The organism is Cupriavidus sp. TMH.W2, from assembly GCF_050847365.1.
Lineage (GTDB): Bacteria > Pseudomonadota > Gammaproteobacteria > Burkholderiales > Burkholderiaceae > Cupriavidus.
Genome location: NZ_CP193794.1, coordinates 85102 through 110270 on the forward strand (window position 1 = coordinate 85102; position 25169 = coordinate 110270).

A 25169-nucleotide genomic window follows, 5' to 3' on the forward strand; every position below is an offset into this window, starting at 1 on the left:
TCCGTGCGCGGTGGCGTGTCCGTCAGTCTCCGGCGACGGGGTCCGAGTATCCAGACGCTGGCGTGCCGGCGGCCGGTGTCGGCGTGCGTTGCAGCGCCTTCATCGTGGCGAACAGGGCGATGCGGTGCGCACCGGCTTGCAGTAGCGCGGTGGCGGCCGACGCGGTCTGCTGCGTGTCGAGGCACGCGCCATCGGCCTTCAGAACCTCCACGAGCTGCAGGCTCTCGTGCAGCGCCTTGGCAAGCGGCGTCTCGCCGGCGGCCGCCAGCAGCGCATCGCGCGACGTGTTGAACTCGGACAGTTCCGCCTCGGACAGCTCGCCGCGCTGGCGCCGCTCATCCAGCGCAAACAGCGCATCCAGACGTTCGTGCAGGGGCTGGGCAGGGGAGATCTCGGGCACCGGCTCGGGACGCGCCGCGCGCGTCGGGGGTGTGGCTCGGGTGGGCTTCATCTCAGCAATGGTGGGTGAACCATTCAACGCCGGTGATTTCAGGGTAGACGCCCGAATCGAACTGGTCTTCGAACCAGTCGCGATGCTCATCGACTTCCGTCTTGGCTTCGAGGGCATCCACGCCCAGACCGACGAGCTCGTGCTCTACCTTGGCCAGCCAGCGATCAAACTCCATGGTCGGATCCGGTTCAATGTGCCTCGGCGGCCGCCAGCGCCATCACGTAGCCGGGAAAGTCGCGGTCGAGCTTGGTGGCGGGTTGGCCATCGGCCTTGTTGAAGGTGAGCGTGCGGCCCGTCTCCGGCAGCTTGACCTGTACGCGCTTCTCAGTCTCCGCCACCACGCGGGCGGTGCGGGACGTCTGATCGTCGCCCTGCGTCGGGCGCAGCGTCACGACGCGGTCCAGCCACGGGGTGGGTGCGGGCAGCGGTACCACTTCGGGTTCGCCATCCGGACGCCGTTCGTTGCTATCGAGAATGATCCGGTCCAGTGCGGACATCCATTGCTCCATGGTCAGGTGGTTCAGGCGGAACACACTGACGGAGGAGGAGTAGGCCCACTGCACGTCCGGGCCCTCGAAATAGTAGTAGCCCTCATTGCCACGGTAGAGGACGGCATTGACGCCACGGGCCTTCACGGCATGGTTGACGGCGGCCAGCGTGAGCTTCTTGACGGTTTCGGTCATGGTCGGATCGGGCTGGGGCGGAATGCCGCCCCTCATGGCTTTGCAGTGTAAAGTATCAATACGATACTCGCAAGGCCTGTGTGCGCCGGCACGAGGTGGACGCGGGCCAGCCGCTCATGGCCATCCGCTGCAGGCGCGCGCACCGCGCGGCCGGTGTCCCGTGCAACCGGTCCGCCGGATCGGCTCAGGGGGGTCACCAGCCGATGCGGACCAGATCCTGCAGGATGTCCCGCAGCGGCGCGTCAGGCAGCGCCAGCAGCTGGGCATGGAGCCCGCGCGCCACCGGTCGGGGAAATACCCGGTTCACGAGCTGAGGGCTGCGCATGACTTCTTCCCACGTGCGCAGCAGCAAGCGGTACGTGGCGGGGTCGACCGCGAGCGCGCCGGTGTAGCCGGGCAGCGTCGTGGCATCGAGCAGGCCAGCGCTCGATTCCCCGCGCGGAAAGACGATCAGTTGGGGACGGAAGGCGATGCGTTGACTGATCATCAGCAGCCTCCAGTCGCGGTCGGCGAGGCTGGAGGCTGCCGGGACCAGCTCGCGCGCGATGGCGGGTGACTCGCCTTGCGCGAGCCATTGATAGACCTGTGCGACGATGGCCGGGTCGTCGTTGGCCAGCAGCGCATAGCTGCACCGTGGGCCCGGTAGCGGGCCGGCGTCGCCCAGCCGCTGGTTCAGGCCGAGCAGCGTGACCAGCTTGCGTTGGGTGGGCGGGGGTAGCGGGCGGCCTTGCGCGAGGGCGGCCGTAAGGTCGCGCTCGCCCGTGCCGATGGCATGGGCGATCCGTTCCCGCGACAGGGGCCAGCAGGCGAGCAGCGGTGCGACGACCTGCTGCATGAAGTCGCGCTCGCGTCGCTCTTGCGGCGACCGGGGACGGCGTTTGACAGCCACGCCCAGCGCCACCGCGCGGGCCCGCAGGGCGAGGACACTGCAGCCGAGTTCCCGCGCAAGATCCTTGGCGAGCACGCGTCCATACTGGGCGCGGATCTGCGCGTCGGCCTCGGGCGGCCAGCGGATAGCGCGTGGCTTGGCGGGCTTGGTGCCGGTCGCTGGATCAGCTGGCGCGGGCGGGTGCACGGGATGTTCTCGGTAGGCGGGTGCCGGAGATTGACCACTCGTTGTGCGCCGGATTATAGCGCCCGCCAGCCGGCGACCCGGCCCGGGCGCTTCTCGCTGTCATCCCATCGGGCGATGGTCATCCGCAAGCCACGTGCTGGCGGCCGGCTCGTCGTGAGCAAACGGGCATGGCTGCCGCTCGCGCAAACGGGTAGCCGAGTCGCTGGCTAGTGCGCAGGCGAAAATGCCCCCGTCTGGGTATTGATGTAGCCCCCGCCGACGGCCTGATGGAACGTGCCGGTAGCCGTATCGACCACGCCGCCGGCAGCCGGCGCATAAAACTGTCCGGTGTGCACATTGATGGCCCCTTGGGGCACGGCAGGCGCAGCGGGGGCATAGACCGGTGGTGGCGCCGGATTGGCGTAAGCGGTTGGATTGGCGTAGGCAGGGGGCGCGCGTTTCGCCTTCTGCGGCTTGGGCGTTTCCGGCGCGCCCCACGTGTACGTCTCGACCATGCGCGCTTGACCCTGCCACTGCGCCGGCGCGATACCACTGGCGCCCGCCAGCAACAGGATTGCGATGGCACGTTTCATAGTTCCCCCGATCTCCCGTAGGCGTGGCGCCTCTGGGCGGTCACCCTGCGGTAGGGACAGTTTAGACAGGTCGGCAAGGGAGGGGAATCGTGCTTTCGGCTGAGGCTGGGACGGCCAGCCAGCAGCCGGCCCAGCGGCCGAATAAGCGATGCGCGTGCACAGGGCGGTGAGCCGCTCCGGGAGAACGCGGGGGCACAATCGCAGGCGGCGGCCCTCGGTCCGCCCCCGGAAAGCACGCCCGTTACGAGGCCGGGTGCGCCGGGGGCGCGGTGAAGGTCGCGACCGCACGCAGGCAGGCGCGCGAGATCGGGTGATCGCCGGCATAGACCTGCGCCGTTGCGTGCGACCACACCGCATACAGGCCATTGCGCGTGTGCACGACCTCGTAGGTCACGCCGTCGAGCTGCACCGTGTAGTGCAGCGCGGTGTCCGCAGCGGTCACGGTGGCGGGCGGCATGCCGCCCGCGCTCAGGTCGGTGCAACTCTGGTTGAATTGCGCGGTGCGCTGGTTGAACAACGCTTCGAGTTTTTTCATGGGCGGGGTGCGGATCCGGTGGCGGGTCGAGGCCTGCGCCTCGGGCGGCGAACCCCGCCATTGTGCCGCAATGGCGGGTGGGTGTTCCAGCGGGGTCAGTGCAGCGCCGGGGGCGCGCCGCTGGTGGCGCCGGGCACCGGCACGGCGGCCAGCACGAAATCGATCTGGTCCAGCAGCTCGATGGCCAGCAGCACGTCGTCGTGGCCCTCGGCGGGCGCGGCCACGTGGCTGCGGGCGCTGGCCAAGAGCGCGTACATGGAGGCGAAGCTCGGCAGCTGGGCGCGGGCGAGGATCGCGTCGGCGCGCGTGATCGCTTCGAGCTGCGGCGGCGTGAGCAGGTTCAGGAGGAGGTCAGTCGTCATGGGCAGTTCCGGGGTCGGTCGTCAACAGGGAGGCGGGTGGGTCGAGCTGGCAGCGGTACGTCGGCGCTCAGGCGCGCAGCGCGATTTCGGTGGCGGCCGCCGGCAGCGTCGCGCCATCGGCGTGTTGCGGGGTCGTCACGTAGGCAATCCACGCATCGAGCGCCACCAGCGTCATCTCGGTGGGCGCGTTGCCCGCGCGGCAGGTCACCATCTCCTGCGGGGCGATGTTGGAGAGCCACATGCGGTCCGCCGGCGAGCGGCGGCGCTGGATCGCGATCGCCTCTTCGGGGCTGGCAGCGGCCACGTAGACCGTGGACAACGTCACCGCGTCACGGTCTGCCACGGCCAGCACCTCGAAAAAGGTGTAGAGACCGACGGCCACCGGCGCCGGGGCGGGCTGGGGCGCGCGCGCCGTCGCCTGCAGGGCGGCGACGCGGGCCTGCAGGGCGTGGCTGAGCGGAAAGCCATCGGCGCTCACGATGTCGTACGGGTTGCGCGCGTGGTCCTTCTGGAGCAGGACACCGAGGAACGACACGGCGTCGCCCGGCACCATGAAGGCGCCGACGGCGTTGCGTGTGTTCTCGTTGAGGACGACAAACTGCAGGGCGTCGAGTTGGGGTTTCATGGTCGTGTCGGAGAGCAGGGCAGCGTCAGACCGCGTCGAGGAAGTCGCGGGCCAGCGACAGGCTGACATCCCAGCCCCATTCGGCGCGCAGCTTGGTTTGCAGAAACTCGGCGGCGTCAGACGGGTCCGCTTCTTGGGACTTGCAGTGCTGGACAACGAAGCGCAGGGCTTCGGGCAGGCATTTGACTTTCATCGGTGACATCCTCGTGTGGTTTTCTGGTCGTCGGGTCGGGTTCAGGGGTGGGCGACAGCCGGCGTCGTGGCGGCCTCGGGGTGCTGCCAGATCGTGAGATGCGCGCCATGCTGCGCGCTGAGCCGTGCGCAGGCGGCCTTGGCCGCGTTGGTGTTCAGCGTCACACCAACGAGCCACTGCGCCTTGTGCAGGCGCTCCAGCGTGAAGCGGCGGGCGCCGACCGCTTGCACGATGCGGTAGCGGCCGCTCTGGATCTTGTCGAGGATGGCTGGCGCGTTCATGGTCGGGGCTCCGGTGGGGCGGGTCTCAGGCGAGGGGTCAGGCGTGGGCCACTGCCGCCGGTGCAGCGGCCGGTGCAGCGGCCTTGCGGTAGACGAAAAAGAGGCCGCCGCCCTTGCGGTCGATGCGGTAGCCACGATTGGCCAGCGCGCGCACCGTCACCTCGGCGTAGGCCTTGTACTTACCGGTTTCGACGTAGGCGTACTCGCGACCTTCCTTGAAGGCGAGCTCCACCACCCGGGTCAGCGTGTCGAGCGGCGTTTCGTGCGGGGCGAGCCGAGGCAATGACGCATCTCGTTGACGTTGCGCATGGCCTTGGCGGCCGACAGGTCGAGCAGGGCGTCAAAGGCGGTGCCCGTCTCGTACAGGCGCAGGGCCAGCAGACGGCGCGGCGTGGCGTGGCGGCTGTAGCGGATCAGATCGACGCAGAAGTCGCTGTGCTCGGCGGTGTAGCCTGCGGCGATCGCGTCTTGCACCATCTGCGCTTTGGCGGGGCTCAGCTTGTTGAGGTCCATCGTGGTGGTCCGTCCTTCGGGTCAGCTTCGTTCGCGGTTGCGGCACTCAATGAGTGCTGCGATGGACGGACTTTAAACCACTCAATGAGTGTTGTGCAAGGAAAATTTTTCAGCCGGGGTGATGGGGGTGCGGAACCAAAGAAAAAGCCCCGCACGGGGCGGGGCTTCAGGCGGGGGCGAAAACGCGGTGATGGGGATCAGTGCATGGCGTCTGCTTCGGGATCAGGCCTCGACCTTTTCGACGTCGGCCTCGTTCCAGTAACGACAGCAGTGCAGGTCGCGCTGGAGGAAGAGACCGCCCTCGATATCGGAGAGGCGGCTTTGTACAACGGCGGTGCGATGATTGTCCCGGCCCTCGATCCGGAACGCGGTGCGGCGCACGCTGGCTTTGAGCCGGACGGTATCGCCGGGCTGAATCGTCTGGGTGGTGGTCATGGTTGGCGGTCCTAATCGTCTATCGGGCTTTGCGCAGTCGAGCGGGCGGCGGCTGCTGCTGCCCCGCGTGGCGACTTCACGGCTACTGTAAAACACTCAATGAGTGTTTGCAAGTACGCTGGCCGGGCGCGGGCTTGCGTGGCACCGCGTCGGCGGTGGGCGGCGCGGGCGCCAGCAAGCTTACCGCAAGCCGTGCGGCATACTGACATCCCTCATGGGCCACTTGGGAGGCTTGACCGATGTGCAACAATGTACCTAGTACGATTGCACTCGTAGGTCTTTTCGGGAGGCTGCGTCCACACGTCGCATGCACGGCAGCCGACCGCGTTAAAGTTGCCCCGCTGCCCGACCATCAGTGAGGCCGGTTGGTGATTTAAGCTGATGGCTATCGCGGGCGCAGGAGCCCAGAATGGCCAAAGATCAATCCAGCCCAACATCGTTGGCATCTGCATCACTATCACAATGATCCCTGTAGATTCTTGGCAGTCAATGTCTGCGTCCGATAAGGACAAAACGCTGTTTGCCGCATTGACAGTGCTGGAACCGTTCTTGGATGTTCGGGTAAACAGAACGCCAACAGTCACCGAAATTAACTATGCCCGGGAGGTAGCCTCAACGGCTATCGGCAGCGGGACTTTCCTCCGGGCTGGAGCAGCTGGCCTTGTCGGCACGTTGTTGGCGATTAGCGCGTTCTTTTTGGACTACAGTCTATTTGTCAGACTTATTTTGGGCACAGCCATCTTGCTCATTAGTTTCCAACTCGGAAGACGTCTTACACTTCGCGCCATAACAAACGCCGCTTGGCAGGATCGCAACGTGTTTCAGCAACTCTGGGATGCCGGTGTAGTGGCAATCGCAGTTAGCGACGAGTTCGAACACCTCAAGGGCGTCTACTCTTCTAAGTTCGGCACGCCTCGTTGGCAAGATGTAGTTCTTGCTGTTTGCGGACATCCGACGCTGATGGAAAGCACGGCAGAATCCAAGGAAGCTAATCTAATCCGGACTCTAGCCAACCTGCCTGAAAACAGCAGGTAACACCGCCTTCTTTTACTCGCGTCGCCCGCTCTGGGGATGTTTCAGGCATGGACGCCTCCAATGGGTCTGTGTCCATACCGAGCATCTTGCCGTTACCGGCGACGGCCATTTTCGGGCCCAACTAGGAGCCGACTAGCGGGCTGGAGGGCAAGCGGTCGGTGCGGTACCGGATCTGGCTGCAGGACCAGCCGGGTACCATTCGCCGGCCGTTGCCCGCACCCGAGCAGGAACTGGGCTAGGCAGCCCCGCGAAATGGCGGTGCAGACACCTACATGGCTTCCCGCTCGGTAAGACTTCGGTGGTTCCCGGGGCAGGCAGTGCGGTCAAACTTCCCGATCGGGAAGTTTGCTCCCGCGAACGTTACAAACGCACGGAAAGCTTCCCGATCGGGAAGGAAATTGGTTGCGGCAGGGGGGGAGGGGCGCTAAGCTTCCCGTACGGTAAGCGTTTGGAGGTTCCCATGCCCGCTCCCTTCTCCCCATCGCCCGGCGCGTCCCCGGCGAACCGGGCCGTACTCGGTACGGTAGTGTCGGCGCTCGACCTCGGTGAGGTGGTCAAGCGGCTGCGCACGCAGCAGCGCATCACGCAGGAAGCCCTCGCGGAATGGGCGGGCACGGGTGAGCGCTTTATCGTCGATCTGGAACGGGGCAAGCCGACCGTGCAACTCGACAAGGTGCTGAAGGTGCTCGATACGCTGGGCGCCCGACTGGCCGTGCTGGAGCGTTGACCATGCAGCAACTGCACGTCTATCGCGAACAGGCCATGGTGGGCACGCTCACCGATGTCGAGACCACCACGACCTTCCTTTACGCCCCGCAGTGGATCGCCGCCGGCGGACAGGCGCTCTCGCCCCGGCTGCCGGTGCCGGCCGTCGGGGCGGAGAACGTCCTCTATGAGGGCGAACCGGTACAGGCCTTCTTTGAAAACCTGCTGCCCGAAGGCACGATCCGCGAGTTTCTCGGGCAGGCCCTGCACGTCTCGCCCGAGAACGTGGTCGGTCTGCTGGCCAAGCTCGGGGGGGACACGGCGGGTGCATTTTCCATCCTGCCGCCCGACGTCCCGCCCGGCGTGCATGCCCGCTACCTGCCGGTGACGCGCGCGGATATCCTCAAATGGTTCAGCGACTCGCGCGGCGTGCCGCTGTCGCTCAAGGACGCGGGTCTGTCGTCACTCTCCGGCGCACAGGACAAGATGGCCGTGCACATCGGCGCCGACGGCGCGCTGTCGATCCCGATGGGCGATGCGCCCTCCACCCACATCCTCAAGCCGGCGGTGAACTATCGGCCCGATGTGCCGGATACCTCGGTCAACGAAGCCTTCACCATGCAGCTCGCCCACGCGGTGGGGCTGGATGTCCCGCCGGTGCATTACGACGCGCAGCTCGATGCGGCAGTGATCGCGCGCTACGACCGGCGCCCGGCCGGCGCGGGGCAGCTGGAGCGCCTGCACCAGTACGACCTGTGTCAGGCCTTGGGCATCGACTCCAAGAAGAAGTACGAGGCCGAAGGCGGCCCGAGCTTCGCCGATTGCTACCGGTACGTGTGGGCCAACAGCGCCACCCCGGTACCGGACGCCGGCCGCCTGCTGGAATGGGTCGCCTTCAACCTGATCGCCGGCAACATGGACAGCCATGCGAAGAACCTGTCGATGTTGGTGCGCCCGGCCGAACAGCGGGCGCGGCTCTCGCCGTTCTACGACCTGCTCAACACCCGTATGTACCCGAACCTGAGCCAGCGTTTCGCGTTCAGGATCGGCGGCGAGAACCGCCCCGACTGGATCATGGCGCGGCACTGGGATCGCTTCTTCGAGGACCTCCAGAGTCCCGCGAAGCGGTCGCGGGCAATCATGACGGCGCTCGCGGCGCGCGTACAGGCGAAGCTGCCCGAGGTGCTGGCCAGACTGAAGGCGCAGGCCCCGGCGCACGAAACGCTGCTGCAGCGCCTGCACGACGAGGCGCTGCGACAAGCCCAGCGCCTCGAAGGGCGGCTCAACCCGCCGCCACCCCAGCCTGTGCCCGCCGCGCCAGCGGGACCGCAACCCGGCTAAGCGCGCAGCCGTCCTGCGCTGGCTTATACTGTATAAACATACAGGTGTTTGGCGCGGGAGCGGGCATGTGGGCGGAGGTCATGAAATTGCGGCTGGAGGGGCGGGTACTGCACCGGGGGTGGTGGGGCGCGCAGACGTTGTTCCGGGGCAAGCTGGTGCTGCGCCAGCGGCCGGACCAGCACACCCACCGCTACTCCGTGCAGGCGTGGATGGCGAGTTGTCCCCATCAGGACCCCGCCGAGCTGGGCGTGCTGTTCGATGCCGAAGTGCTGTGGATCGACGGGGACGCGATGTGCCTGACCGGCTATGAGCGCGATACGTTCATGATGCGCGAAACGCGCCAGTCGTGGCTGGTGCGGGCGATCACCTTGGAGCAGGCCAACGCCGCGCCTGAGCGCAGCCGGGGCCCGGCGGTGGCCGCGCATACCGTGGCACCCGAGGTGGGCAAAAACGCCCCCGCTGACGAAACGGCGCAGCTCACCGGGCTGCCCGCCGACGACGGCCTGCGGCCGTAGCGGCGGGATCTCCGTTTCATTCCTCGTCCGTCTCGCTGTCGTACCCGGCGCGCCACTGGTCTTGCGCCTCGGGCGCGAGCTCGGCCGGCGCTTCGCGGTCTTCGCCGCGCAGGGCGGCATTGGCGCCTTCCGCGAACGGCGACGGGGCCGGGGCATGCTCGTACAGCTCGCACTCGCGGCGCATTTTGTCCATGGCGCGCTCAAACCGGGCGCGGCCTTCGGGGGATTCCAGCTGGGCCTTGCGCTCGGCAAGGTCTTGTTCGACCAGTTCGTCGAGCGAGGTGTAGGTCTGGGTCATGGTGTGGCTCCTGTGCGTGCGGTGGGAATGGACGCATCGTAGGTCCTGAGCGGCGGCCGCGCAAGTATCGTAACGATACGAGCAGCGCGTGCTGGTTCTCTCCAGAACAGGGGAATTTGCCGGATTTCCGCCAGATCGTGCGAAGCGTCGTTCCCGGGGAAAAGCAGCAATGCGGAGCCGATCGTCAACCGTCCGAAATGGACCTCCCATGGGGACTTTTCGCGTCAGGCGATTTTTTTTGTAACAGGGCGACAGACGTCGCGCGCCGGCCACGTCGGCTGCGCCGCGCGGGGCCCCGGGGCCGGGACACACGTCGCGGTTAGCGGATCAGGGCGTGGCGACAGCGGAACGGCGCGGGCGAAATCCGTGACGGCAGTGCCGGGCCTCCGGTACAGTGCAGTGACGCCGCGCTAAGCCGGCCAACCCGAGGCGCCACTGACCATGACAACCGCAGCCACCCACGTCGCGACCCCCACACCGATCTCACCCGCGCCGCGCCGGCTGGCGCCGCTCGATGCGGAAAGCCGCGAGCAGCTGCATGGGCGCTTCATAGAGGTGGTGGACCTGCGCGCGGCGATCACGCGCGGCGAGTTCGCGTCGCTGGCGGCGCTCGCCGCGCACCTGACCGATCTGGAAGCGCGCATGCAGCGCACGCTGCAGCAGGCCTACGCCGGCGCGCCGGTGGGCATGCAGGGGTGCTGTTTCACGCTGGACGACTGAGTCAGGGCGCCACGCGCCTCGGACATACGAAACGGCCGCGAGGGAGCGGCCGTGGTCGTTGGGGGGGGCTTCGGCGGGCTCGGAACGGGCGAAGTTTCCGGGGAGCGGGCGCGCGGCGGCAGGTTGCAGGGATCGCAGTCCTCCCGTCACGACCAGCTCGCCCGCGAGCGCGCAACCACGCGCCACCGGCAGTCGTGGCAGTCAGGTTTTGATATATGATATGTATATCAAATATGGAGAGGCGCATGAGCCGGATCTTGGTGGACCTCCCAGAGGCACAGGTCGATGAGCTCGCCCAGTTGGTCGAGGCAGAGCATCGGCCGCGCGCGGCGATCATCCGTGACGCGGTGGAACAATACATCGCCCGGCGCAAGGCCGGGGCGCACGTGGATGCCTTCGGCCTGTGGAAAGGCAAGACCGAGGGTCTGGCGTATCAGGAGGGCTTGCGCTCGGAATGGTGAAAGCCCTCTTCGACACATGCATCCTGATCGACTACCTCAACGGGATCGCCGCCGCGCGCACCGAGCTCGCCCTGTACGAGTCGCGGGCGATCAGCACCATCACATGGATGGAGGTGATGGTCGGGGCATCGGCCGACAACGAGGCCGCGACGCGGGCGTGGCTGGCCACGTTTGATGTCCTCGACATCGATCCTGTGGTAGCCGACCGTGCGGTGGCGCTGCGCAAGGCACGACGCATGCGCCTGCCCGACGCCATTATCTGGGCCACGGCACAGGCGCACGCCATGCTGCTGGTGTCCCGCAATACGAAGGAGTTCCCGGCCAAGGAACCGGGCATTCGTGTGCCGTACACAATTTGAACGAGCGCGATTGGGTCGCTCGGTTGCCGGAGCAATGGGGAGGGCGTCCTTCCGCGACGCGGGAGGTTGGCCCAATCCGCGTTAAAATGCCCATGGGTTCACTATCGGGAGCGCGCATGACAAGATCCTTTACGTGGCATGGCATCACGCTGCGGGCCGGCATGCATCTCTGGTCCAACCCCGCTCGCCGGGGGACCGAGGCGGCCGTGCCGGTGGTGATGCGCGCGCCTACCCTGTTGGATTTGGTCGTCCTTGCCGAACAGAAGCCGGTCGAGGAGCTGGCCCGGATCAACGAGCGCCTGTATGCGCAAGGCGAGATCTCGGCGCGCCAGCGCGCCACCACGGAAGATTTTCTGACCCGCATTGACCGTGCCAACCATGCCCGTGCCGCTGCGCTTCGATAAGCTGCCGCCCGCCACCGCGCGCTTGCTGGAGCTCATGGCGGCCGAGTGCGAGCCCCTGCAGCGCTTTGCCCTGATTGGCGGGACCGCCCTGACGTTGCATCTGGGCCATCGCATCTCCGAGGATCTGGACTTCTCGTTCCCGGGGCGCCATCTGGACCCCGGCGATGTGATCGAGATACTCGAAGCGCTCAATCGCCACGGCGTGACCTGTGTGGACATCATGCCGTCCGCCGCCAAGGAAGATGCCCTCAACGACGGGGACGACCTCGATGAGATCCAGCGCAATTTCATGGCCACAGGCGGGCCGTTGGGCGAGGCCGAGGTGAAACTCACCTTCGTCATCCATGGGGCCTACCGTAAGGACACCGAGTACCTTGCGCGCGTGATGCCGCAGTGTTTGCCCTATGGGAATGTGCGCATTGCGACGGTACCGATCGTGTTCGCCAGCAAGTGTGTGGCGCTGTCGGAGCGGATCAAGTCCCGCGACCTGTTCGACCTGTGGTGGCTGACCCATCGCTATACCCCGGCGTGGCCGGTCGAGGAGATCTTCCACGCCGTGCGGGAGTTCCGGCCACAGCCCTACGAAGACACGCGGGCACGTTTGCTGAGCTATCCCATCGCCGACACCGACGAAGGTTTTGCGACCCTGATGGACGAGCCGATTACGGTCGATACCATCCGTGCCGATTTTCGCCGGGAGGTCGAGCAGATGGAAGAGCGCCAGATGATCCCTGCCCTGCAGGACCGCGTGCGACAGCCCGACGATACGCCCGAACCCTGACGCGGCCAGTCGCTTGGACCGCCACGCCTGCCCACGATGCCTTCCCCCAGTTTGCAGGCGACGGTGACCCCGCGCCACGGAGTCCGAGCATGACCCGCGCACCCGCCCACGGTGGACCGATCTTGCCCGTGGCAAAGCGTTTTAGCGAACCCGCCCACGCCACCATGCTGATGGCCGCGCAGCAGGATCTCCCACGCCTCGCGCACACGCATTTCCATCAGGTCGACGCGCTCAATACGGCCCTGCGCGAACAACGCGAGGCGCTGACCGGCGCCGTGCAGCAAGCGATCGAAGAGATCCCCATTCTCGATGCGGCCGAGCGGAAGATCTGGCAGGCGGTGCCAGACGTGCGGTACACGACGGCGCCGCCAACGGACCCGGCCCTTGTCTGGTTTGGTCATGCCCTTGCGCGTGACCGGGAAACGAAAGGCAAGCAGCGTTCTCGTGCCGAGGTGCTGGAAATCTGCGATGTCTGTCTGGACGCCGAGGTCATGGTGTGGGAGGGGCTGGAATTTCACGCCGTGGCGCGGGCGGGGCGCAAGCCGCTGCGCGAGCCGGCCCGGGCCTTGTGGGTGAAGTGGGGCAACCTACGGCTCTATCTCTGTGGCAACGTCTATCCCACCGGGTGCGCCTTGGGCGAGGTGGCGCAGCAACTGGCGCAGGTGGAACACGCGCTGGAGGCGATGGGCGGGGCGCACGAGCAGCGGGGGAGCGTGGTCTGGCAGGCGCTGTTCATCACCGATGACGCACGCCTGTTTGCGGCGCTGGCGCCGCAAGCGTGGGGCCTGCTGTATCGCGGCAGCGAGTTGCTGCAGCACAATCTGCCCGAGCTGCCGGATTTCCTGAACGATCCAGAGGACGTCCTTGTCGAGCTCGCGGCGCCCTATATCTCGTAACGCCCGACGTTTCCGGGCGGCGGCGGGGGCTTGCCGGCAGCGGCTTGACATCCCTCCGGCCCGGCCTAGAATGTACATGGTATGTTCATGTACATCGGGGTCAAAGATGGCAGCCGCCACCGAACGCATTGTCGTACAGGTCACACCCGTTCAAAAGCGTGCGATCGCGCACACCGCCAAGCGCCTTGGGCTTAACGTCAGCGAACTGATGCGACAGGCCGCACAGGGCTTCACGCCGACCGAGGACGAACAGGACCTCAACGCGCTCATTGCACGCGTCAATGCTTCCACGAAGGAAGCGAGCGACGCGCTCGATGACGCGCTGGCGTTTGTCGCCGAATCAAACAAGCGCCTTGCGGCACTGGCGGGAGGGACGCGGTAATGGGGATGACCGACAAGGTGTGGGATGCGCTCACGACCGTGATCAAGATGAATGACAAGGTAGTGGCGCTCGCGGGCACGGTCAAGGAACAACAGGGGAAGATCGAGCAGCTGACCGAGCGTGTGATTCGCCTCGAAACCACGCTGGAACTGCTGATGCGGACCGGCGGCACGCCGACAAAGCTGCCGCGCTGAGGGCATCGCAGCCGTAGCAGGGGCGAGCGCAATGACCACGGCGTACCTCGACACCAATGTCATTTGCGAAGTTCGCAACAATGAACATCCTTCGGAACTGCCGTTCATCAGGAAGCTCTTGGGCGCGCAGGGCGGGGCACTGACCTTGGTCACCTCCGTCCTGCAAGGATAGCGGCGGCGTGCCGGCGGCGCCCATCGGCCAGATGGTGGAGGGAGGCCAGTCCGCGCAGCGCCCAGCAGGGCCGCGCGCAGCGGCCCGACGGCTCCGGGCGCGCGGCGGCTGGCCATGAATCCGGTGCGCTCGCGGCGCGCCGCCAGCCGTCTCGGAGCGGCCGATCTTTCTGGGTGGGGCGTTCCTATCTTGACGCCCTGCGGCAAGGCTCCTATGATTTCGCGCAGACGGAGCCACCGGCCCGTTTGCGCTGGCATTGCATTATCTCTGTTCGAGAACCGGTTCCACTTCATCAGTCGCACCCCATCGCCCTCGGGTCCTTTCCTGTGGCAGGTTACAGCCAGCATCTCCTGCACGATCTGGAGAGTTCCTGTCATGTCCGGTACGTTCTATCCCCGCACGATCACGTACGTGAAACACCGCGCCAAAGAGCTGCAGGCGGCGTTTCCGGGCCTTCCGCTCACTACCGCCCAGAAGTCGACGGCGTGCGCGCTGGGCTTTCAAAACTGGTTCGACTGCCTAGCCCGCCTGCAAGGCGTCCATCCGCAGGATTCCCCGCCCGATGAGGCGATCTCCCGCGACGCCGTGCTGGCAAGGCGTTATCAGCAGATCCGCGCGCTGGTGGAGGTCGGCGGACTATCCCGGGCTGACGCGGATGATTTCGTACGGTATTGGTGTCCCACTGCGAACACTCGGCCCGAGCTCCGCCAGTTCGTGAGCCTCTATACCGAAGTCGAGCAAGTGCTGGCGTCGTATGAGCAAGACCCCGACGGGGAAGAGTTCGAGGACGGCGGGGAGCCGCGACGCATCGCCGAAGGCATCATCGAGGTTGCATGGCAGACCAAGAACCCGTTTTACTATCTGAGCGTTGCGCGCATGCGCCAGATGCCGGCCTACCTGCGCGGCGAGCAGGCGGCCTTCCTGAGCTGGGAGCATGGCCTGCTGGTCGTACTCAGCTTTCCTGAGTGCTTTGCCGCGCCGGAACGCCGCCAAGCCATGCGCTTCTTGGCCGACCAAGAGCCGTGGCTGTTTGAATGGCACACCGGCAACGCGCCCCAAGACTTCGGGGGCATGACGGTGCGCGACATGATGCAAGCGGCCGACAACGCGCCGGCGCAGTGGTTTGCCCTCTCGTCGCGGCGCTTGACCCAACGCCAAGAGCAATGGCAGGAGCCGATCATCTGCGCACTACGCGGCCGCGACTATGTGCGCTTCCTCCAAGCGCGCGGGGATCTCGCCGGCTTGCAGCCATCATGGTTTGCGCTCACCGGTCCCGATGCCGACGCGCGGCTGCACGCGCTGTTCCTGCACGAACGAATCCGTGGGGCTGCTTTCGCCTACCGCGACAGCGAGCTGCGCCCGATTGCCCCGCCCTATGGGTCACCCTTCAAGCGCGGAGCGTTGTTCCACGAGGAATTCGACTGCGGCCACGAAATGGTCGCACTGCCCTTGGGCGATGAGCTGGTGCGGGAATCGGTGGCGCCCCGGGCGCCCCTCGGCAAGTCGTTGGTTCTTGTGAGCAACGTTCCAGCTGCGAGGAGATGATGGACTCGCCTGTGGTCGATGACCAGTCGCTGCAACGAGCGCCGTCGGACGGGCCATTTGTTGCCTTTTGCGTTGATCCGACGCGACCGGTCTTGCGCGGATACCGCCTCACGCCCGCCGCGCACGGACTCGCGCTGGACGTGGTCATGCCAAATGCCGCCGCCGAATTGCCCGATGGCCATCCGCTCTGGGCGCGCATCGAGGAGATCCGGCGCGCGGCAGCGGGGCCGATTGGCCTTGCCAAGGTGCCGGCGTGCGTGGAGGCGGGGCAGGGGCATTTCCGCGTTGGCGTCGCGCGCCCGGTGATCGTTTGCCGGTTGAGGCTGGATGCGCAAGGGGGCTGGGTCGGCGGCCTGCACACCGTGTTCGCCGCCGTCGACGCAGTGGAACCCGTAGCGCTCAGCGAGTCGGCTGGTGCGACCGATCGTTTCGCGGCGCTCTGGCAGCTCGCCTGCCAGCTGGTGGCAGGGCGCGCGGCGCGCGGCGAGCTGGCCATGCTGGACGAAGCGCGCCGCCGTTACGCCGACGGGGCAGGGTGCGTGCACACATGGTCCGATCCGCGTGCACTGCAGCTGGCGGTGGTCACGCAGGAGCTGGATCTGCTCGTCAACGCGGCGATCAGTGACTGGATGGCGGCCCGCCACGCGCCGTTTCTGCGCGAAGCGCAGGTCGCCAGCTTGCAGGGCGATCCGGCTTCCCACTTGCCATGGGCGGCCGCATGGCTGGGCGACACGGGCGCATCGGAGCGGATGGGCCAATGGGTGACCCTGATCGGGCAGCCGGTCTACTATGCAGCGGAGGATCGCTTCCACTGGGCACGCAACCGCCGCAACGTCGGCACCTTTGCCTGCCCATGGGAGCGCTATGTCGACCTGCTGAACCAGCGACAACTGGTCTCGACGCTGGCGCGCACGCCACGCCCGTGGATCGCCCGTGACATGAAGCGTCAAGCGCGCGGGCAGAGCGACGGCGCCGGGACGTTGGCCATGGTGCTGCGCGACGAGGAAGCGCAGCCGCAGGTGGCCATGGCAAGGGTCAACGAGCAAATGGCCGCCGGGCAGGCCGTACTCGGCCGTCTGGTGCCCGTTGAGCGCCTGCGGCAACGTTACCGGCAGAGCATCGCGGACGACCTGACAGCGGGGCGGCCCACGGTGGCGAAGCGGCTGGCCTACGGTCTGTCGGTGGCGACGGCCGATGTCATCCGCCAAGCGGCCGCGCGCTATCTGCCGGCAATCCGGGGTGGCCCCCACGTATGCCTGCAGGAGATGAAAACGCTTGGGCGCCTTGCGCGGCTGGAATGCACCGTCGCCCCTGACGTCGCCGATCCCCAGCGACGCGTAGCCACGCTGGTGGCAAGCCGAAATCAAGCGGTCTACCGGGTGAGCGGCGAAGGCGCGGATGAGGTCGCCGCCAAGGACGCGGCGAGCATGGCGCTCTTGCGCGAACTCTGTGCGCTGCCGCCGCTGGCGCCGGAGCCGGTCGTGGCGCCTGTGCGGGCGGCGCCGCCGGCGCCGTGCCTGTTACCCGAGCAGGCGGCGCTGGTCGAGCAATGTCGTGCGCTCGGCTACGCTGCCCCCCGATTCGGTTGGGCGCCCAAGGCGGCGAACGGGACTTACCGGTGTCGGGTCAGCGTCATGGAGCGGGCGACGCGGACGCGCCTGCAGGCATGGTCGGACGCGCTGCCCAGTCGCAACGAAGGCCTCGCACAGGCGAGTGTGGCCATGGCGATGCGCCTTGCTGCGCGGCAACGGCTCAGCGCGGGGGCGGTCACGCCGACAGGGGAAACCGACGCCGCCGCGCTGATCGCGCGCTGCCGGCAACTCTGGACGGCGGAGCGGCAGTTTCTGCGCGAACGCGCGCCCACCGTGTCCGGCGAGCGTCGGGCGCGGCAGCTGGACCAGTTTCTGGCGCATCTGGATTGGCAACGGCGCCGGGCGGCCCCGCTCGCTGCCGATCCCAACTTGGCGCGTGCGCTGGAACGGGAGTTGGGACGCATCGCGGCGTACGCCGAGCCAAGCACGCGCGTACAAGCGCTGGTGGAAGTCTTGGATGCCTGTGTGCCGGCCCTGCCCATCCGGAGCGCCATGGCGCTCGCCGAAGCCGACGCGTTGGCGCATGCCGCGTGCAGGCTCGGATTGGACGTGCCGGCGCTGATGCGGCAGCTTCGTGTCGCGGGTCTGGTTGCATGGGAGGCGGGTGCGGCGCCGGTCCTGACCCGACGCGGGGCACGGGAGCTGCGTGCGCGACGTGGAGACACCGGGCAACAGCCTCGGGGCACACCGCCCAACCCGTCGCCCATGGCGAGTCTGCGGCAGGGGCGAGCGCTGTTGGGCGCGTCGCTCGACGAAGCCAGTCAGCAGGCGCTCCAGCGTTTGCTGGACCGGTAAGCCGTAAAAGGCAAGCTGCGCGAAAGTCGAGCTGCGGGAGTACGACCCGGTCGAGATGCCGCCCGCTTGCCCCCGAGATGGCGATCGAGCGGCCTGCCCACATCTCGTAACGCTCCGACCGTGGAGGGTGCGCCGCTTGCGCGATCGCGCTCATCGCCTAGCATGAGAAGCGTGGCCTCCTCGGCATGGCTCCCCGGGACAGCGAGCATGCAACGCTCAGGAACGCAAGAAAGCCATCCTTATTCCGTCGCCAGACGGCTGGCGGATCCGGCGCACGAGCGCATGCTCTACGCGCTGCACCGTGACTTGCCCGGTCGGCCATGGGCGGCGATCGACGAGACCGACGCCCTGAATGCAACGATCCGTGACCACCGCGCCGAACTGGACGTGGCGGTCTCGGAAGTTATCCGGGAAGTCCCGATCGAATCCCCGGAGGAGGTGCGCGTCTGGCAGCGCGTGCCAGCCGTGCAATTCCCGGTTGCAACGCGGCCCGTGGCGCCCGTAGTGCTGGGGGTGCCGCTGCAAAGCGAGCTGGACCAGCACGGCAAACGCCGCGCACGTCCGGAACGGTTAGATGTGTGTGACTTCTCGTTCACCATCCACACGTGGTTGTGGGACAAGTTGGCGCTACATAGTGTCGACAGGAATGGGCGTCGGCGACCGTTGCAAACACCCGAGGCGGCATTCGACATCAGCTGGCGCGATCGCGAAATCACGTTCTTCGGCAACGTCTATCCGCGCGGCTGTCCCTTAGGCGCCGTTGCCGAGCATTTTGCCCATTTGCAGCACGCGGTGGCCGTGCTGCGCGCCGAGCGCAAGGCAAGCGACGAGGGGCGCGACGCCACGCTGCGTACGCTGCTGGTGACGGATGACGCGGACCTCTATGGCGTGTTCATGCTGCAGGCGTTCGCGGTGCTCTATCAACACGAATCGCTGGAGCAAGACAATCTGGACCGGCTTGCTTGGTCCTTGCATGGCCACTCACCGTGGATCGATCTGTCTGTCCGGTGGACCCCATATGGGTCCGACGACTGCGAGCCGCCGCCCCGGAACTCGTAACGCCCGATCTTTCCGGGAGGGGCGTCGGGCGGTGACTGGCGTCGGGCTGCGTGATCGCCACCTCGCAGTCGGGGCCGTTGTCATCAATGCGGATGTGCACCGCGCCTGCGCCGATCACCGTGAATTCTCCACGGTCCTTGATTGCGTTTGCGTCGCAATCCTAGTGTGCGATATCGCACCGACTGGCTCAAGACGTCGGGGCAGTCTCGGTCGCGTCCGGCGGCAGGTCCTCGCCGGTCTCGGGATCCTTGAATACGGCCGGCTTGCGGAACTCGTTAATGATGTTCATTGATATTCTTCTTTTCTGATGCGGGGATCGTATGGGAATCAAACGTGCGAGGACCATGCGCAGCGAGGTCGTTCCCACGCTGCTTCAGGAGATAGAGACGCAAAGCCGGTACCCAGAGAGAGATGCCGCTGTGCTGCTGTTGGGTCTCACGTGCGGAATGCGGATAACCGAAATCGCGAGCCTTCGGCTGTCGGATGTACTAACCAAAAAGGGCGAGCTCCGAAGCGAGGTTCCGCTGCGTGCATCGACAACAAAGGGAGGGCGGAGTCGCAACGTCTATTTGACCAATCCGCAAACGCGGCTCGCGCTGAGTAGGTACCTTGAGACGCTGCATCGCTTCAGCGGGCAGATTGGGACGTCACAGTACTACAGAGGGTTCAATCCCGTCGCGCCTTTGATCGTGGCCAAGTCAGGGAAGGGATACCGGCTCATCAGGAAGCGTCGCACCTTGGTGTCGGGTGAAAAGGTGGAGTACTTGGCCTCGGATGGCCTGCAGGCCTACGTCAGCTCCCTATATCGCAAGCTCGGGATGGATGGTTTCACGAGCCATTCAGGTCGCAGAAGTTTCGCGACGCAGTTGGTCCAGTCGGGGGAGGACATTGCCACAGTGCAGACGTTGTTAGGTCACGTGGATATCGACCATGTTGGAGTGTATGTGGACGTCAATGAAGCCTCACTGAGGGAGGCTGTGCGGAAGGTTTTGTAAGCTGATACCCGCCTGCCAATCTTCTTGTTGGATTCCTGCCGAATGGCTCGGCGCGCCGCGCTTGGTATAGAATACTCAGTGAGTGCCCTCATTTCGGGGGTGAATTGCATTCGCGGAGTGGCAGCTTTTGGTGGCTGACTCCCTCACGACATTCTCATACGCAAGAGACGATCCGTGGCCAAGAAAGTCAAGGACCCTTCCAAGCTCCCGCAGCGAGAACTGATCCGCTATGCCATGGAGCGGCTGGATCTGCCGACCCGGCAGCAGTTCGCCGATCGCTTCTTGCTGCCCAAACGCACGCTCGACAACTGGCTCATTCCCGACGACGAGTCGAAGGAATTCCGCACGATGCCGGCAGTGGTGGCGCTGTTCATCTGCTATGTCCTCAAGCACGAGGATGTGTAGCCGACCGGGCCCGCCACCTCGATGCCGCAAAAGACAAGGCGCCGCGAGCATTTCGTGGCGCTTTTTCTTTGATGCCCTTCATTTTGGGGCGCGGGCGCCGTTTATCTGCATCGTGGCCAGCGAGGCCGGATCCGCCTAGAACGAGCTCTACCGTCGGTAAATGTTGACAGCACTCAATGAGTGTTTTAGGCTTCATCTTAAGCACTCATTGAGGAAGCATTGCCATGTCGCAACGTATGAAAGCCCGGATGCGCCTGCTGCACGCAGCGGGCGAACTGGATCGTCAGCCCGAGGGCGAGACCGATGCCTATCAGTCCCTGACCCGGATGGCGGCCGGCGCTGCGCTCTCGCGCGGCCCGGAGCAGTTTCGCGAGCAGCTGCAGCGCCAGTACGGGACCGTGTACCGTCCCGAGTGGGCGCCCTATGGCACGCATGGCTATGCGCTCTATCGCGTGGGCAAGGACGGGAAGACCATCTTCCTGTGTGCGAGCTCGCCGTTTCATGGCCATCAGATTCCCCTGACGTGGGACGATCAGGCGACCGTCAAGCAACTGGCGGCGGTGCTGGGCTGTTCCGTGACCTATGCGTGCCGGGGGGATGGGATCTCGGGGGCTGCCTACCTGATGGGTGACGGGGTGGTGCGCTTCGGTAACGCTGGCGATCCGGTCTTGGTGCCGAGTAAGGATTGTGAGGCCCTGCTAGCTGCATGAGGTGCCGGTGGGCAGTGCCTGCCTGCGAAGCGGTGCCGATGTTCCCTGCGGGGTTTCGATTCACGCTTCGCGTGCCGGCCGATTCCGGCCGGTGTCGGTTGGGTTGGTTTGGGGTTGGTTTTTAAGGACGGCCCGGTCTCCCGAAAAACAAGGATTGGGTGCCTGTCAATGCCCCATGATCGGGGTCCAGAATCCGTCCTTGCGGTCGATACGACAGGGTTGGGGTCCCGATTTTTCGCGTGGCGGGGTGCCGGTTTTACCCTGCGGGGTCGATCGGCGCGCAGCGCCGGGTGGGTTGGGTTGGTTCTGGCTGGTTTTGTCGGAACGTCCGGTGCTCGCAGGCCTGCGCCGAAGGGCGGGGTGGGTCGGTCCCCATGTCGCGTAATGCGGTTGGGTAGCTATCTAAGGTCAAGATGACGAAATCGAATCAACGGACGCGGATTGGCGTCGAGGAGCCGAGGGAATACACCATCGGCCATGCGACGGCGCTGCCGATCCAGCGCAAGGCGCGCTACGACACGGCGTCGGTGTCGCTCAAGATCACCTATGTCCTCGTGCTGCTCGCGGTGGCCGTGGGCGTCTGGGTCGCGACGGAGCGGGCCGCGATGCCCAACTGGGCGCAGATCGTGCTGCCCGCGCTGGCGGTGGCGGGCGCCCGCTCGGCAATGCGCTTGGCGTATGCGGCCCGCATGGCCGCGCAGCACCGCAAGCAGTTGGCGGTCTATGCGGAGCGTCTGGGGCAGATGTCGCGCGCCACCAACAACTGACTGCCTCTGGAGACATGATGACAACGCATTGCTGTGCCGCCGTGGCGGCCATCCAGTTCGCGCTGAAGACCGATGAAGGGCTGGTCTTCCTCCGCTGCTGGAACGAAGGGAATTTCGAGGCGATCCGCCGGGAGTGGCCGGCTGCCCCGGACGCATTCATTGGCGCCGATCCGCTGTATCGACCTGCGACCGCACAGGAGGGCGGGCAATGAAGCTGACGCTACAGCAGGAGGAGCTCTACCTTGCCGAAGTAGCGCCGCTGCTGGCCAAGCTGGAGGGCGACGTCTCCGCCTATCGGGCGGAAGGCTGGTCGGTGGCCAAGGGCGCGGTGGAGGTGCAACCGCAGCGCGACGGCAAGCATCAGGTCGTCGCGGCGTTGCATCTGTCCCGGCCCCTACCGGATCAGAAGAACACACCGCCTGCGCCGGGCCGCGCTTCGTCGGGCGGCGCGCAGGCGGTGGAACAGCAGCACGCCTGTCGCACGGCAACGGGTACCGGCACAGGGCGGCACGCCGGCACGCTGGCGCAAGGTGAACGGCTGGCGGCCATCGCGCGACCTCGACTGAGGCGCTGCCCGCCGACGAGGACGAAAGTCATCGGGCGGACGGGCGACACCAAGGAAACCATGAAGGAGTATTGATGAAACAGACTTTGAAGCGACGCGCAAGCGAGTTCGCCACGGACCTCGTGGTGGCATTGATCTGGGCAGCGGTCCCGCTTGCCGCCTCGGCCTATTTTTCGGACTTCGCGCAATCACCGGTGGCGTCCACCATCATGGTCATCAGCTCGCTTGCGCTCGGCCTGTGCTTGGCAGGGGCGAACCACGGCTGTTTCGAAACGCAGGGGCAGGCGCCCGGCTCGCAAGCATAGGCGCCAACATGCCGTGCGTGCTGATCGATGGCGTGGCATACGTGCCGCGCGCGGACATTGCTGCGCTAACGGACGAGCGCTTGCGCGCGGCGCTATAGACGCCGCATAGGTGTCGAGGGAATGCAGCCGGGCGCGACGGACCGCGCGTGTGGCGGCACTGGCCCCGGCAAGGTCAAGGAGAACTGGCGCAGGGCGCCCCGCACCGGCCGGTCGCCGGCAGCAAGCAATAATGGAGCAAGCAGTGGAACCAATAATTCAGTCGATGAGCGCGCTCGTCACGGCGGTCGTCATCATGGGCGCGCTCGTCGGCTATCTCGCCTTGCGCGTGGGCCGGCGCTTCGGTCGCGACGTAGCGGCCGCGAAGATGATGATCCTCCTTGCTGCAGAGGCGCGCATCGGACAAGCGGGCCGGATGTCGCGCACCAGTCAAGTCCTGAAATGGTAAATACAAGCATGACCGCCATTCTCACCGAGCCAGTCTGGGAGGCGTTTGATCCCGCTGCATGTTGGTGGGCCGGGGCGGTGCTCTGGTTGTGGGAAGCCTCGTGGGCCGCGCCCCGCCTTGCCGTCGCGGATGAGGACGAGGGGGGCGAGTGGCACTACGCACGCGGCGGCAGGGTGGGGGCAGGCGGCGCGCCGTCGCCCACGCATTGCAGCGTGCCGGTGGCACCGTTGCCGCCGCAGCAGCGCGAGGTCGTCGACCACGAGGGGGCGGCGGCCAGTGTCAAGGACGGCCAGCGCTGACACGTCGCAGGCCCCGGAAAGGTCGGGCGTTACGAGACGCCGGCGAAGTGACCCGGCGCGGCAGCAGTCCCGCGCTTCGGCAGCTCGCGCGCGGTGAGTGAACAGTTCTATGACGAGAGGAGGCATGGTGTTGACAATCAAGGCGGCGCTCAATGTGGGCACCATTGTGTTTGGGGCGGCGTCCTCGTATTGCTGGGTCCGCTCGGCCAGCGCACGCGTGCCGCATGCACATGCCAGCGGCGACGGCATGTTCCACGACGGCACCATTGCCGTGGATGGCGCCGACCTTGTTGGCAGCCTCAAGCTCCAAGCCAAGTGGAACACCCGGGCGGCCATCTGTGCGGCGGTGGCGACTGGCTTTCAGGTGCTGGGCGCGTGCATCCCGGAGGGCACTGATCCCGGCTAGACGCTCCTGTGGCGCTTGCCGTGCCTTGCCCAGCGCCGGAAGCGACTGAGTTTTATTTGGCCCAAACCGATTTCCAATCCAGTGGTCGCCAAATGGCGCGAGCTCGCGCTGCAGTACGGCTGGGCGCCGCCGCCGGCGGTCGGGCAGCCGCAAGCGTAGGGGGCTCCCGGAAAGGCCCGCCGCTCCGAGGTGGCGGCGAGCGAGAACCGTCGAGGAGGACTGCATGACAGGCACTGAACCGGCAACCCGCGCGCGCAGCGTCCGCGTCGCGCTCATCGCCCCATTACCATGACAGACAAACGTGAGTCCAGCCTCTTGGCGGTCGGCGACCTCGTCGAGCTCGTGGCGGCGCCGGACGAGACGATCCGGGGCGCGCAGCCGCCGGCGCCCGGCGATCGGGGCATTATCGTGTCGCACTACGGGAATGACTGCCGCGTGGTCTGTGGCACCTACCCGGCGCTGCGCTGGGAGGCGCTTTGCGCGGTGCCGGCGCTGCGGCTGGTGGCCCGGCTCGGGCGGGAGGAAGCCTTACGGCGGCTGGAGCCCGACGCCGCCGCAAGGCGGTCCAGTCGGGAAGCGGCCGCGCGCGCGGCGAACGACGCCTTCCTCGCGGCGGCGCGGCGCAGCGGCGTCACCGTCGAGCGCGCAGGCGGCGGCTGGCTGGTGAAGAGCGAGGACACCGTGGTGGTGGACGAGCATGGCGCCATGGCGTTTTTTGCGGAGCTGGAGCCGACGCTGGAGATGCTCGCGCGGCAGGGCCTCACCGCGTGTCGGGTCGAATTCGCCGCGCTGTGCCCCGAGGGCGTGGCCGTGCCCCCGACGGTTGCCTATGTGGGGCAGGCCTGAAGGGCGGGCTGCCGATTGGAGACCAAGACGTGCAAGTAGGTCGAAGATCCCGCGCCGGGCGCTGACCTGATGGATTTCTGACGCCATGGCGTCCCGACGCCCGGGCGGAACCCGGGGTCTTGTCTCAGGAGTACTCCTACGATGCATCCCTATCTCACCGCACTGGACGCTGGCTACGACGAGCGGGCCAACCGTGGCCAGCCGACCGGCGTCAAGGTCAGCCCCGAGCTGTGGCGCGAGCTGCAAGCGGCCGGGCGCATTGTCATGGCCCCCGCGCAGATTCGCTTCACCGCTGCCGATGCGCCGGGCGCTGGCCTGCCGGTGCTGCCGATCGAGGAAAAGCTGCCAACCTTCCGGGGCGCCGTGGTACACGTCGCGCCCGAGCTCGCCGACGCCGGCGAGTTCGAGTTTTCGCCGGGCTGACGTGAGCAGGGCCGGCGTGCCCGG

Annotated in this window: 42 protein-coding genes; 28 read left to right on the forward strand and 14 right to left on the reverse strand. The window is 66.5% G+C overall.

Annotated features, from left to right (window positions below; genetic code table 11):
• Positions 1–22: 22 nt before the first annotated feature.
• The 13 genes from ACREYQ_RS29980 to ACREYQ_RS30040 form a co-directional block, all read right to left on the reverse strand.
• Positions 23–451, reverse strand: a complete 429-nt coding sequence (locus ACREYQ_RS29980) for a hypothetical protein (protein ID WP_432262928.1) — start codon at positions 449–451, stop codon at positions 23–25.
• 1 nt (position 452) lies between these two features.
• A complete protein-coding gene (locus ACREYQ_RS29985) occupies positions 453–626 on the reverse strand; it encodes a hypothetical protein (protein WP_432262929.1) in 174 nt (57 codons plus the stop codon).
• Between the two features lie 13 nt (positions 627–639).
• Positions 640–1134 carry a hypothetical protein gene (locus ACREYQ_RS29990; protein WP_432262930.1) on the reverse strand — a complete coding sequence of 165 codons (495 nt, stop codon included), beginning with the start codon at positions 1132–1134 and terminating at the stop codon, positions 640–642.
• 193 nt (positions 1135–1327) lie between these two features.
• Entirely contained in the window at positions 1328–2209 is an 882-nt protein-coding gene (locus tag ACREYQ_RS29995) for a hypothetical protein (RefSeq protein WP_432262931.1), read from the reverse strand.
• A gap of 206 nt (positions 2210–2415) precedes the next feature.
• On the reverse strand, positions 2416–2781 hold the full coding sequence (locus ACREYQ_RS30000; RefSeq protein ID WP_432262932.1) for a hypothetical protein: 366 nt from the start codon (positions 2779–2781) through the stop codon (positions 2416–2418).
• A 241-nt stretch (positions 2782–3022) separates the two neighbouring features.
• Entirely contained in the window at positions 3023–3316 is a 294-nt protein-coding gene (locus ACREYQ_RS30005) for a hypothetical protein (protein ID WP_432262933.1), read from the reverse strand.
• Between the two features lie 95 nt (positions 3317–3411).
• Positions 3412–3678 (reverse strand): hypothetical protein, encoded by a 267-nt coding sequence (locus tag ACREYQ_RS30010; protein ID WP_432262934.1) that lies wholly within the window; start codon positions 3676–3678, stop codon positions 3412–3414.
• A 67-nt stretch (positions 3679–3745) separates the two neighbouring features.
• Positions 3746–4303, reverse strand: a complete 558-nt coding sequence (locus ACREYQ_RS30015; RefSeq protein WP_432262935.1) for a hypothetical protein — start codon at positions 4301–4303, stop codon at positions 3746–3748.
• A 25-nt stretch (positions 4304–4328) separates the two neighbouring features.
• On the reverse strand, positions 4329–4496 hold the full coding sequence (locus ACREYQ_RS30020) for a hypothetical protein (protein ID WP_432262936.1): 168 nt from the start codon (positions 4494–4496) through the stop codon (positions 4329–4331).
• Positions 4497–4537: 41 nt separating this feature from the next.
• Positions 4538–4777, reverse strand: coding sequence for a hypothetical protein (locus ACREYQ_RS30025; RefSeq protein WP_432262937.1), 240 nt, complete (start codon positions 4775–4777; stop codon positions 4538–4540).
• A gap of 37 nt (positions 4778–4814) precedes the next feature.
• Positions 4815–5060: a hypothetical protein gene (locus ACREYQ_RS30030; protein ID WP_432262938.1), complete on the reverse strand. Its 246-nt coding sequence runs from the start codon at positions 5058–5060 to the stop codon at positions 4815–4817.
• Positions 5018–5290: a hypothetical protein gene (locus ACREYQ_RS30035; protein ID WP_432262939.1), complete on the reverse strand. Its 273-nt coding sequence runs from the start codon at positions 5288–5290 to the stop codon at positions 5018–5020. The genes ACREYQ_RS30030 and ACREYQ_RS30035 overlap by 43 nt, the downstream gene beginning before the upstream one ends.
• A gap of 222 nt (positions 5291–5512) precedes the next feature.
• Positions 5513–5725 (reverse strand): hypothetical protein, encoded by a 213-nt coding sequence (locus ACREYQ_RS30040; RefSeq protein WP_432262940.1) that lies wholly within the window; start codon positions 5723–5725, stop codon positions 5513–5515.
• A gap of 381 nt (positions 5726–6106) precedes the next feature.
• Here ACREYQ_RS30040 and ACREYQ_RS30045 point away from each other — a divergent pair, with 381 nt between their 5' ends.
• From ACREYQ_RS30045 to ACREYQ_RS30060, 4 genes are all read left to right on the forward strand, one after another.
• The gene (locus ACREYQ_RS30045) at positions 6107–6760 is read left to right on the forward strand and encodes a hypothetical protein (protein ID WP_432262941.1); all 654 of its coding nucleotides are present in this window, start codon (positions 6107–6109) and stop codon (positions 6758–6760) included.
• A gap of 460 nt (positions 6761–7220) precedes the next feature.
• A complete protein-coding gene (locus ACREYQ_RS30050; protein WP_432262942.1) occupies positions 7221–7487 on the forward strand; it encodes a type II toxin-antitoxin system Y4mF family antitoxin in 267 nt (88 codons plus the stop codon).
• A 2-nt stretch (positions 7488–7489) separates the two neighbouring features.
• Positions 7490–8806 (forward strand): type II toxin-antitoxin system HipA family toxin, encoded by a 1317-nt coding sequence (locus ACREYQ_RS30055; protein WP_432262943.1) that lies wholly within the window; start codon positions 7490–7492, stop codon positions 8804–8806.
• An 80-nt stretch (positions 8807–8886) separates the two neighbouring features.
• Complete coding sequence (locus tag ACREYQ_RS30060) at positions 8887–9321, forward strand: hypothetical protein (protein ID WP_432262944.1); 435 nt, start codon at positions 8887–8889, stop codon at positions 9319–9321.
• 16 nt (positions 9322–9337) lie between these two features.
• Here the strand turns inward: ACREYQ_RS30060 and ACREYQ_RS30065 are convergent, their stop codons facing one another.
• Positions 9338–9619, reverse strand: coding sequence for a hypothetical protein (locus ACREYQ_RS30065; RefSeq protein ID WP_432262945.1), 282 nt, complete (start codon positions 9617–9619; stop codon positions 9338–9340).
• A gap of 441 nt (positions 9620–10060) precedes the next feature.
• Here ACREYQ_RS30065 and ACREYQ_RS30070 point away from each other — a divergent pair, with 441 nt between their 5' ends.
• The 24 genes from ACREYQ_RS30070 to ACREYQ_RS30185 all read left to right on the forward strand — a co-directional run bounded on the left by ACREYQ_RS30070 (position 10061) and on the right by ACREYQ_RS30185 (position 25145).
• Positions 10061–10339, forward strand: coding sequence for a hypothetical protein (locus ACREYQ_RS30070; RefSeq protein WP_432262946.1), 279 nt, complete (start codon positions 10061–10063; stop codon positions 10337–10339).
• Positions 10340–10584: 245 nt separating this feature from the next.
• Positions 10585–10800 carry a ribbon-helix-helix protein, CopG family gene (locus tag ACREYQ_RS30075; protein WP_432262947.1) on the forward strand — a complete coding sequence of 72 codons (216 nt, stop codon included), beginning with the start codon at positions 10585–10587 and terminating at the stop codon, positions 10798–10800.
• Complete coding sequence (locus tag ACREYQ_RS30080; RefSeq protein WP_432262948.1) at positions 10794–11159, forward strand: type II toxin-antitoxin system VapC family toxin; 366 nt, start codon at positions 10794–10796, stop codon at positions 11157–11159. Before ACREYQ_RS30075 ends, ACREYQ_RS30080 begins: the two co-directional genes overlap by 7 nt.
• 116 nt (positions 11160–11275) lie before the next feature.
• Positions 11276–11563, forward strand: coding sequence for a hypothetical protein (locus tag ACREYQ_RS30085; protein ID WP_432262949.1), 288 nt, complete (start codon positions 11276–11278; stop codon positions 11561–11563).
• Positions 11538–12344 (forward strand): nucleotidyl transferase AbiEii/AbiGii toxin family protein, encoded by an 807-nt coding sequence (locus tag ACREYQ_RS30090; protein WP_432262950.1) that lies wholly within the window; start codon positions 11538–11540, stop codon positions 12342–12344. Before ACREYQ_RS30085 ends, ACREYQ_RS30090 begins: the two co-directional genes overlap by 26 nt.
• 89 nt (positions 12345–12433) lie before the next feature.
• On the forward strand, positions 12434–13240 hold the full coding sequence (locus tag ACREYQ_RS30095; RefSeq protein WP_432262951.1) for a hypothetical protein: 807 nt from the start codon (positions 12434–12436) through the stop codon (positions 13238–13240).
• Between the two features lie 106 nt (positions 13241–13346).
• On the forward strand, positions 13347–13622 hold the full coding sequence (locus tag ACREYQ_RS30100) for a plasmid mobilization protein (protein WP_432262952.1): 276 nt from the start codon (positions 13347–13349) through the stop codon (positions 13620–13622).
• 5 nt (positions 13623–13627) lie between these two features.
• On the forward strand, positions 13628–13816 hold the full coding sequence (locus ACREYQ_RS30105; RefSeq protein WP_432262953.1) for a hypothetical protein: 189 nt from the start codon (positions 13628–13630) through the stop codon (positions 13814–13816).
• Between the two features lie 31 nt (positions 13817–13847).
• On the forward strand, positions 13848–13988 hold the full coding sequence (locus tag ACREYQ_RS30110) for a hypothetical protein (RefSeq protein WP_432262954.1): 141 nt from the start codon (positions 13848–13850) through the stop codon (positions 13986–13988).
• Between the two features lie 375 nt (positions 13989–14363).
• Positions 14364–15533: a hypothetical protein gene (locus ACREYQ_RS30115; protein ID WP_432262955.1), complete on the forward strand. Its 1170-nt coding sequence runs from the start codon at positions 14364–14366 to the stop codon at positions 15531–15533.
• Positions 15530–17920 carry a hypothetical protein gene (locus ACREYQ_RS30120; RefSeq protein ID WP_432262956.1) on the forward strand — a complete coding sequence of 797 codons (2391 nt, stop codon included), beginning with the start codon at positions 15530–15532 and terminating at the stop codon, positions 17918–17920. Before ACREYQ_RS30115 ends, ACREYQ_RS30120 begins: the two co-directional genes overlap by 4 nt.
• Positions 17921–18127: 207 nt before the next feature.
• The gene (locus ACREYQ_RS30125; RefSeq protein WP_432262957.1) at positions 18128–18979 is read left to right on the forward strand and encodes a hypothetical protein; all 852 of its coding nucleotides are present in this window, start codon (positions 18128–18130) and stop codon (positions 18977–18979) included.
• 320 nt (positions 18980–19299) lie between these two features.
• Positions 19300–19974, forward strand: a complete 675-nt coding sequence (locus tag ACREYQ_RS30130) for a tyrosine-type recombinase/integrase (protein WP_432262958.1) — start codon at positions 19300–19302, stop codon at positions 19972–19974.
• A 174-nt stretch (positions 19975–20148) separates the two neighbouring features.
• Complete coding sequence (locus ACREYQ_RS30135) at positions 20149–20379, forward strand: transcriptional regulator (RefSeq protein ID WP_432262959.1); 231 nt, start codon at positions 20149–20151, stop codon at positions 20377–20379.
• Positions 20380–20603: 224 nt separating this feature from the next.
• Entirely contained in the window at positions 20604–21089 is a 486-nt protein-coding gene (locus ACREYQ_RS30140; protein ID WP_432262960.1) for a hypothetical protein, read from the forward strand.
• A 413-nt stretch (positions 21090–21502) separates the two neighbouring features.
• Complete coding sequence (locus tag ACREYQ_RS30145; RefSeq protein WP_432262961.1) at positions 21503–21856, forward strand: hypothetical protein; 354 nt, start codon at positions 21503–21505, stop codon at positions 21854–21856.
• A 14-nt stretch (positions 21857–21870) separates the two neighbouring features.
• Positions 21871–22068 (forward strand): hypothetical protein, encoded by a 198-nt coding sequence (locus ACREYQ_RS30150; protein ID WP_432262962.1) that lies wholly within the window; start codon positions 21871–21873, stop codon positions 22066–22068.
• On the forward strand, positions 22065–22496 hold the full coding sequence (locus ACREYQ_RS30155) for a hypothetical protein (RefSeq protein WP_432262963.1): 432 nt from the start codon (positions 22065–22067) through the stop codon (positions 22494–22496). The genes ACREYQ_RS30150 and ACREYQ_RS30155 overlap by 4 nt, the downstream gene beginning before the upstream one ends.
• Positions 22496–22726: a hypothetical protein gene (locus ACREYQ_RS30160; protein WP_432262964.1), complete on the forward strand. Its 231-nt coding sequence runs from the start codon at positions 22496–22498 to the stop codon at positions 22724–22726. Before ACREYQ_RS30155 ends, ACREYQ_RS30160 begins: the two co-directional genes overlap by 1 nt.
• A 262-nt stretch (positions 22727–22988) precedes the next feature.
• Positions 22989–23171, forward strand: coding sequence for a hypothetical protein (locus ACREYQ_RS30165; protein WP_432262965.1), 183 nt, complete (start codon positions 22989–22991; stop codon positions 23169–23171).
• The gene (locus ACREYQ_RS30170) at positions 23165–23470 is read left to right on the forward strand and encodes a hypothetical protein (RefSeq protein ID WP_432262966.1); all 306 of its coding nucleotides are present in this window, start codon (positions 23165–23167) and stop codon (positions 23468–23470) included. Before ACREYQ_RS30165 ends, ACREYQ_RS30170 begins: the two co-directional genes overlap by 7 nt.
• A gap of 124 nt (positions 23471–23594) precedes the next feature.
• A complete protein-coding gene (locus tag ACREYQ_RS30175) occupies positions 23595–23876 on the forward strand; it encodes a hypothetical protein (protein WP_432262967.1) in 282 nt (93 codons plus the stop codon).
• 288 nt (positions 23877–24164) lie between these two features.
• Positions 24165–24722, forward strand: a complete 558-nt coding sequence (locus ACREYQ_RS30180; RefSeq protein ID WP_432262968.1) for a hypothetical protein — start codon at positions 24165–24167, stop codon at positions 24720–24722.
• A gap of 141 nt (positions 24723–24863) precedes the next feature.
• Positions 24864–25145 (forward strand): hypothetical protein, encoded by a 282-nt coding sequence (locus tag ACREYQ_RS30185; protein WP_432262969.1) that lies wholly within the window; start codon positions 24864–24866, stop codon positions 25143–25145.
• Positions 25146–25169 lie beyond the last annotated feature (24 nt).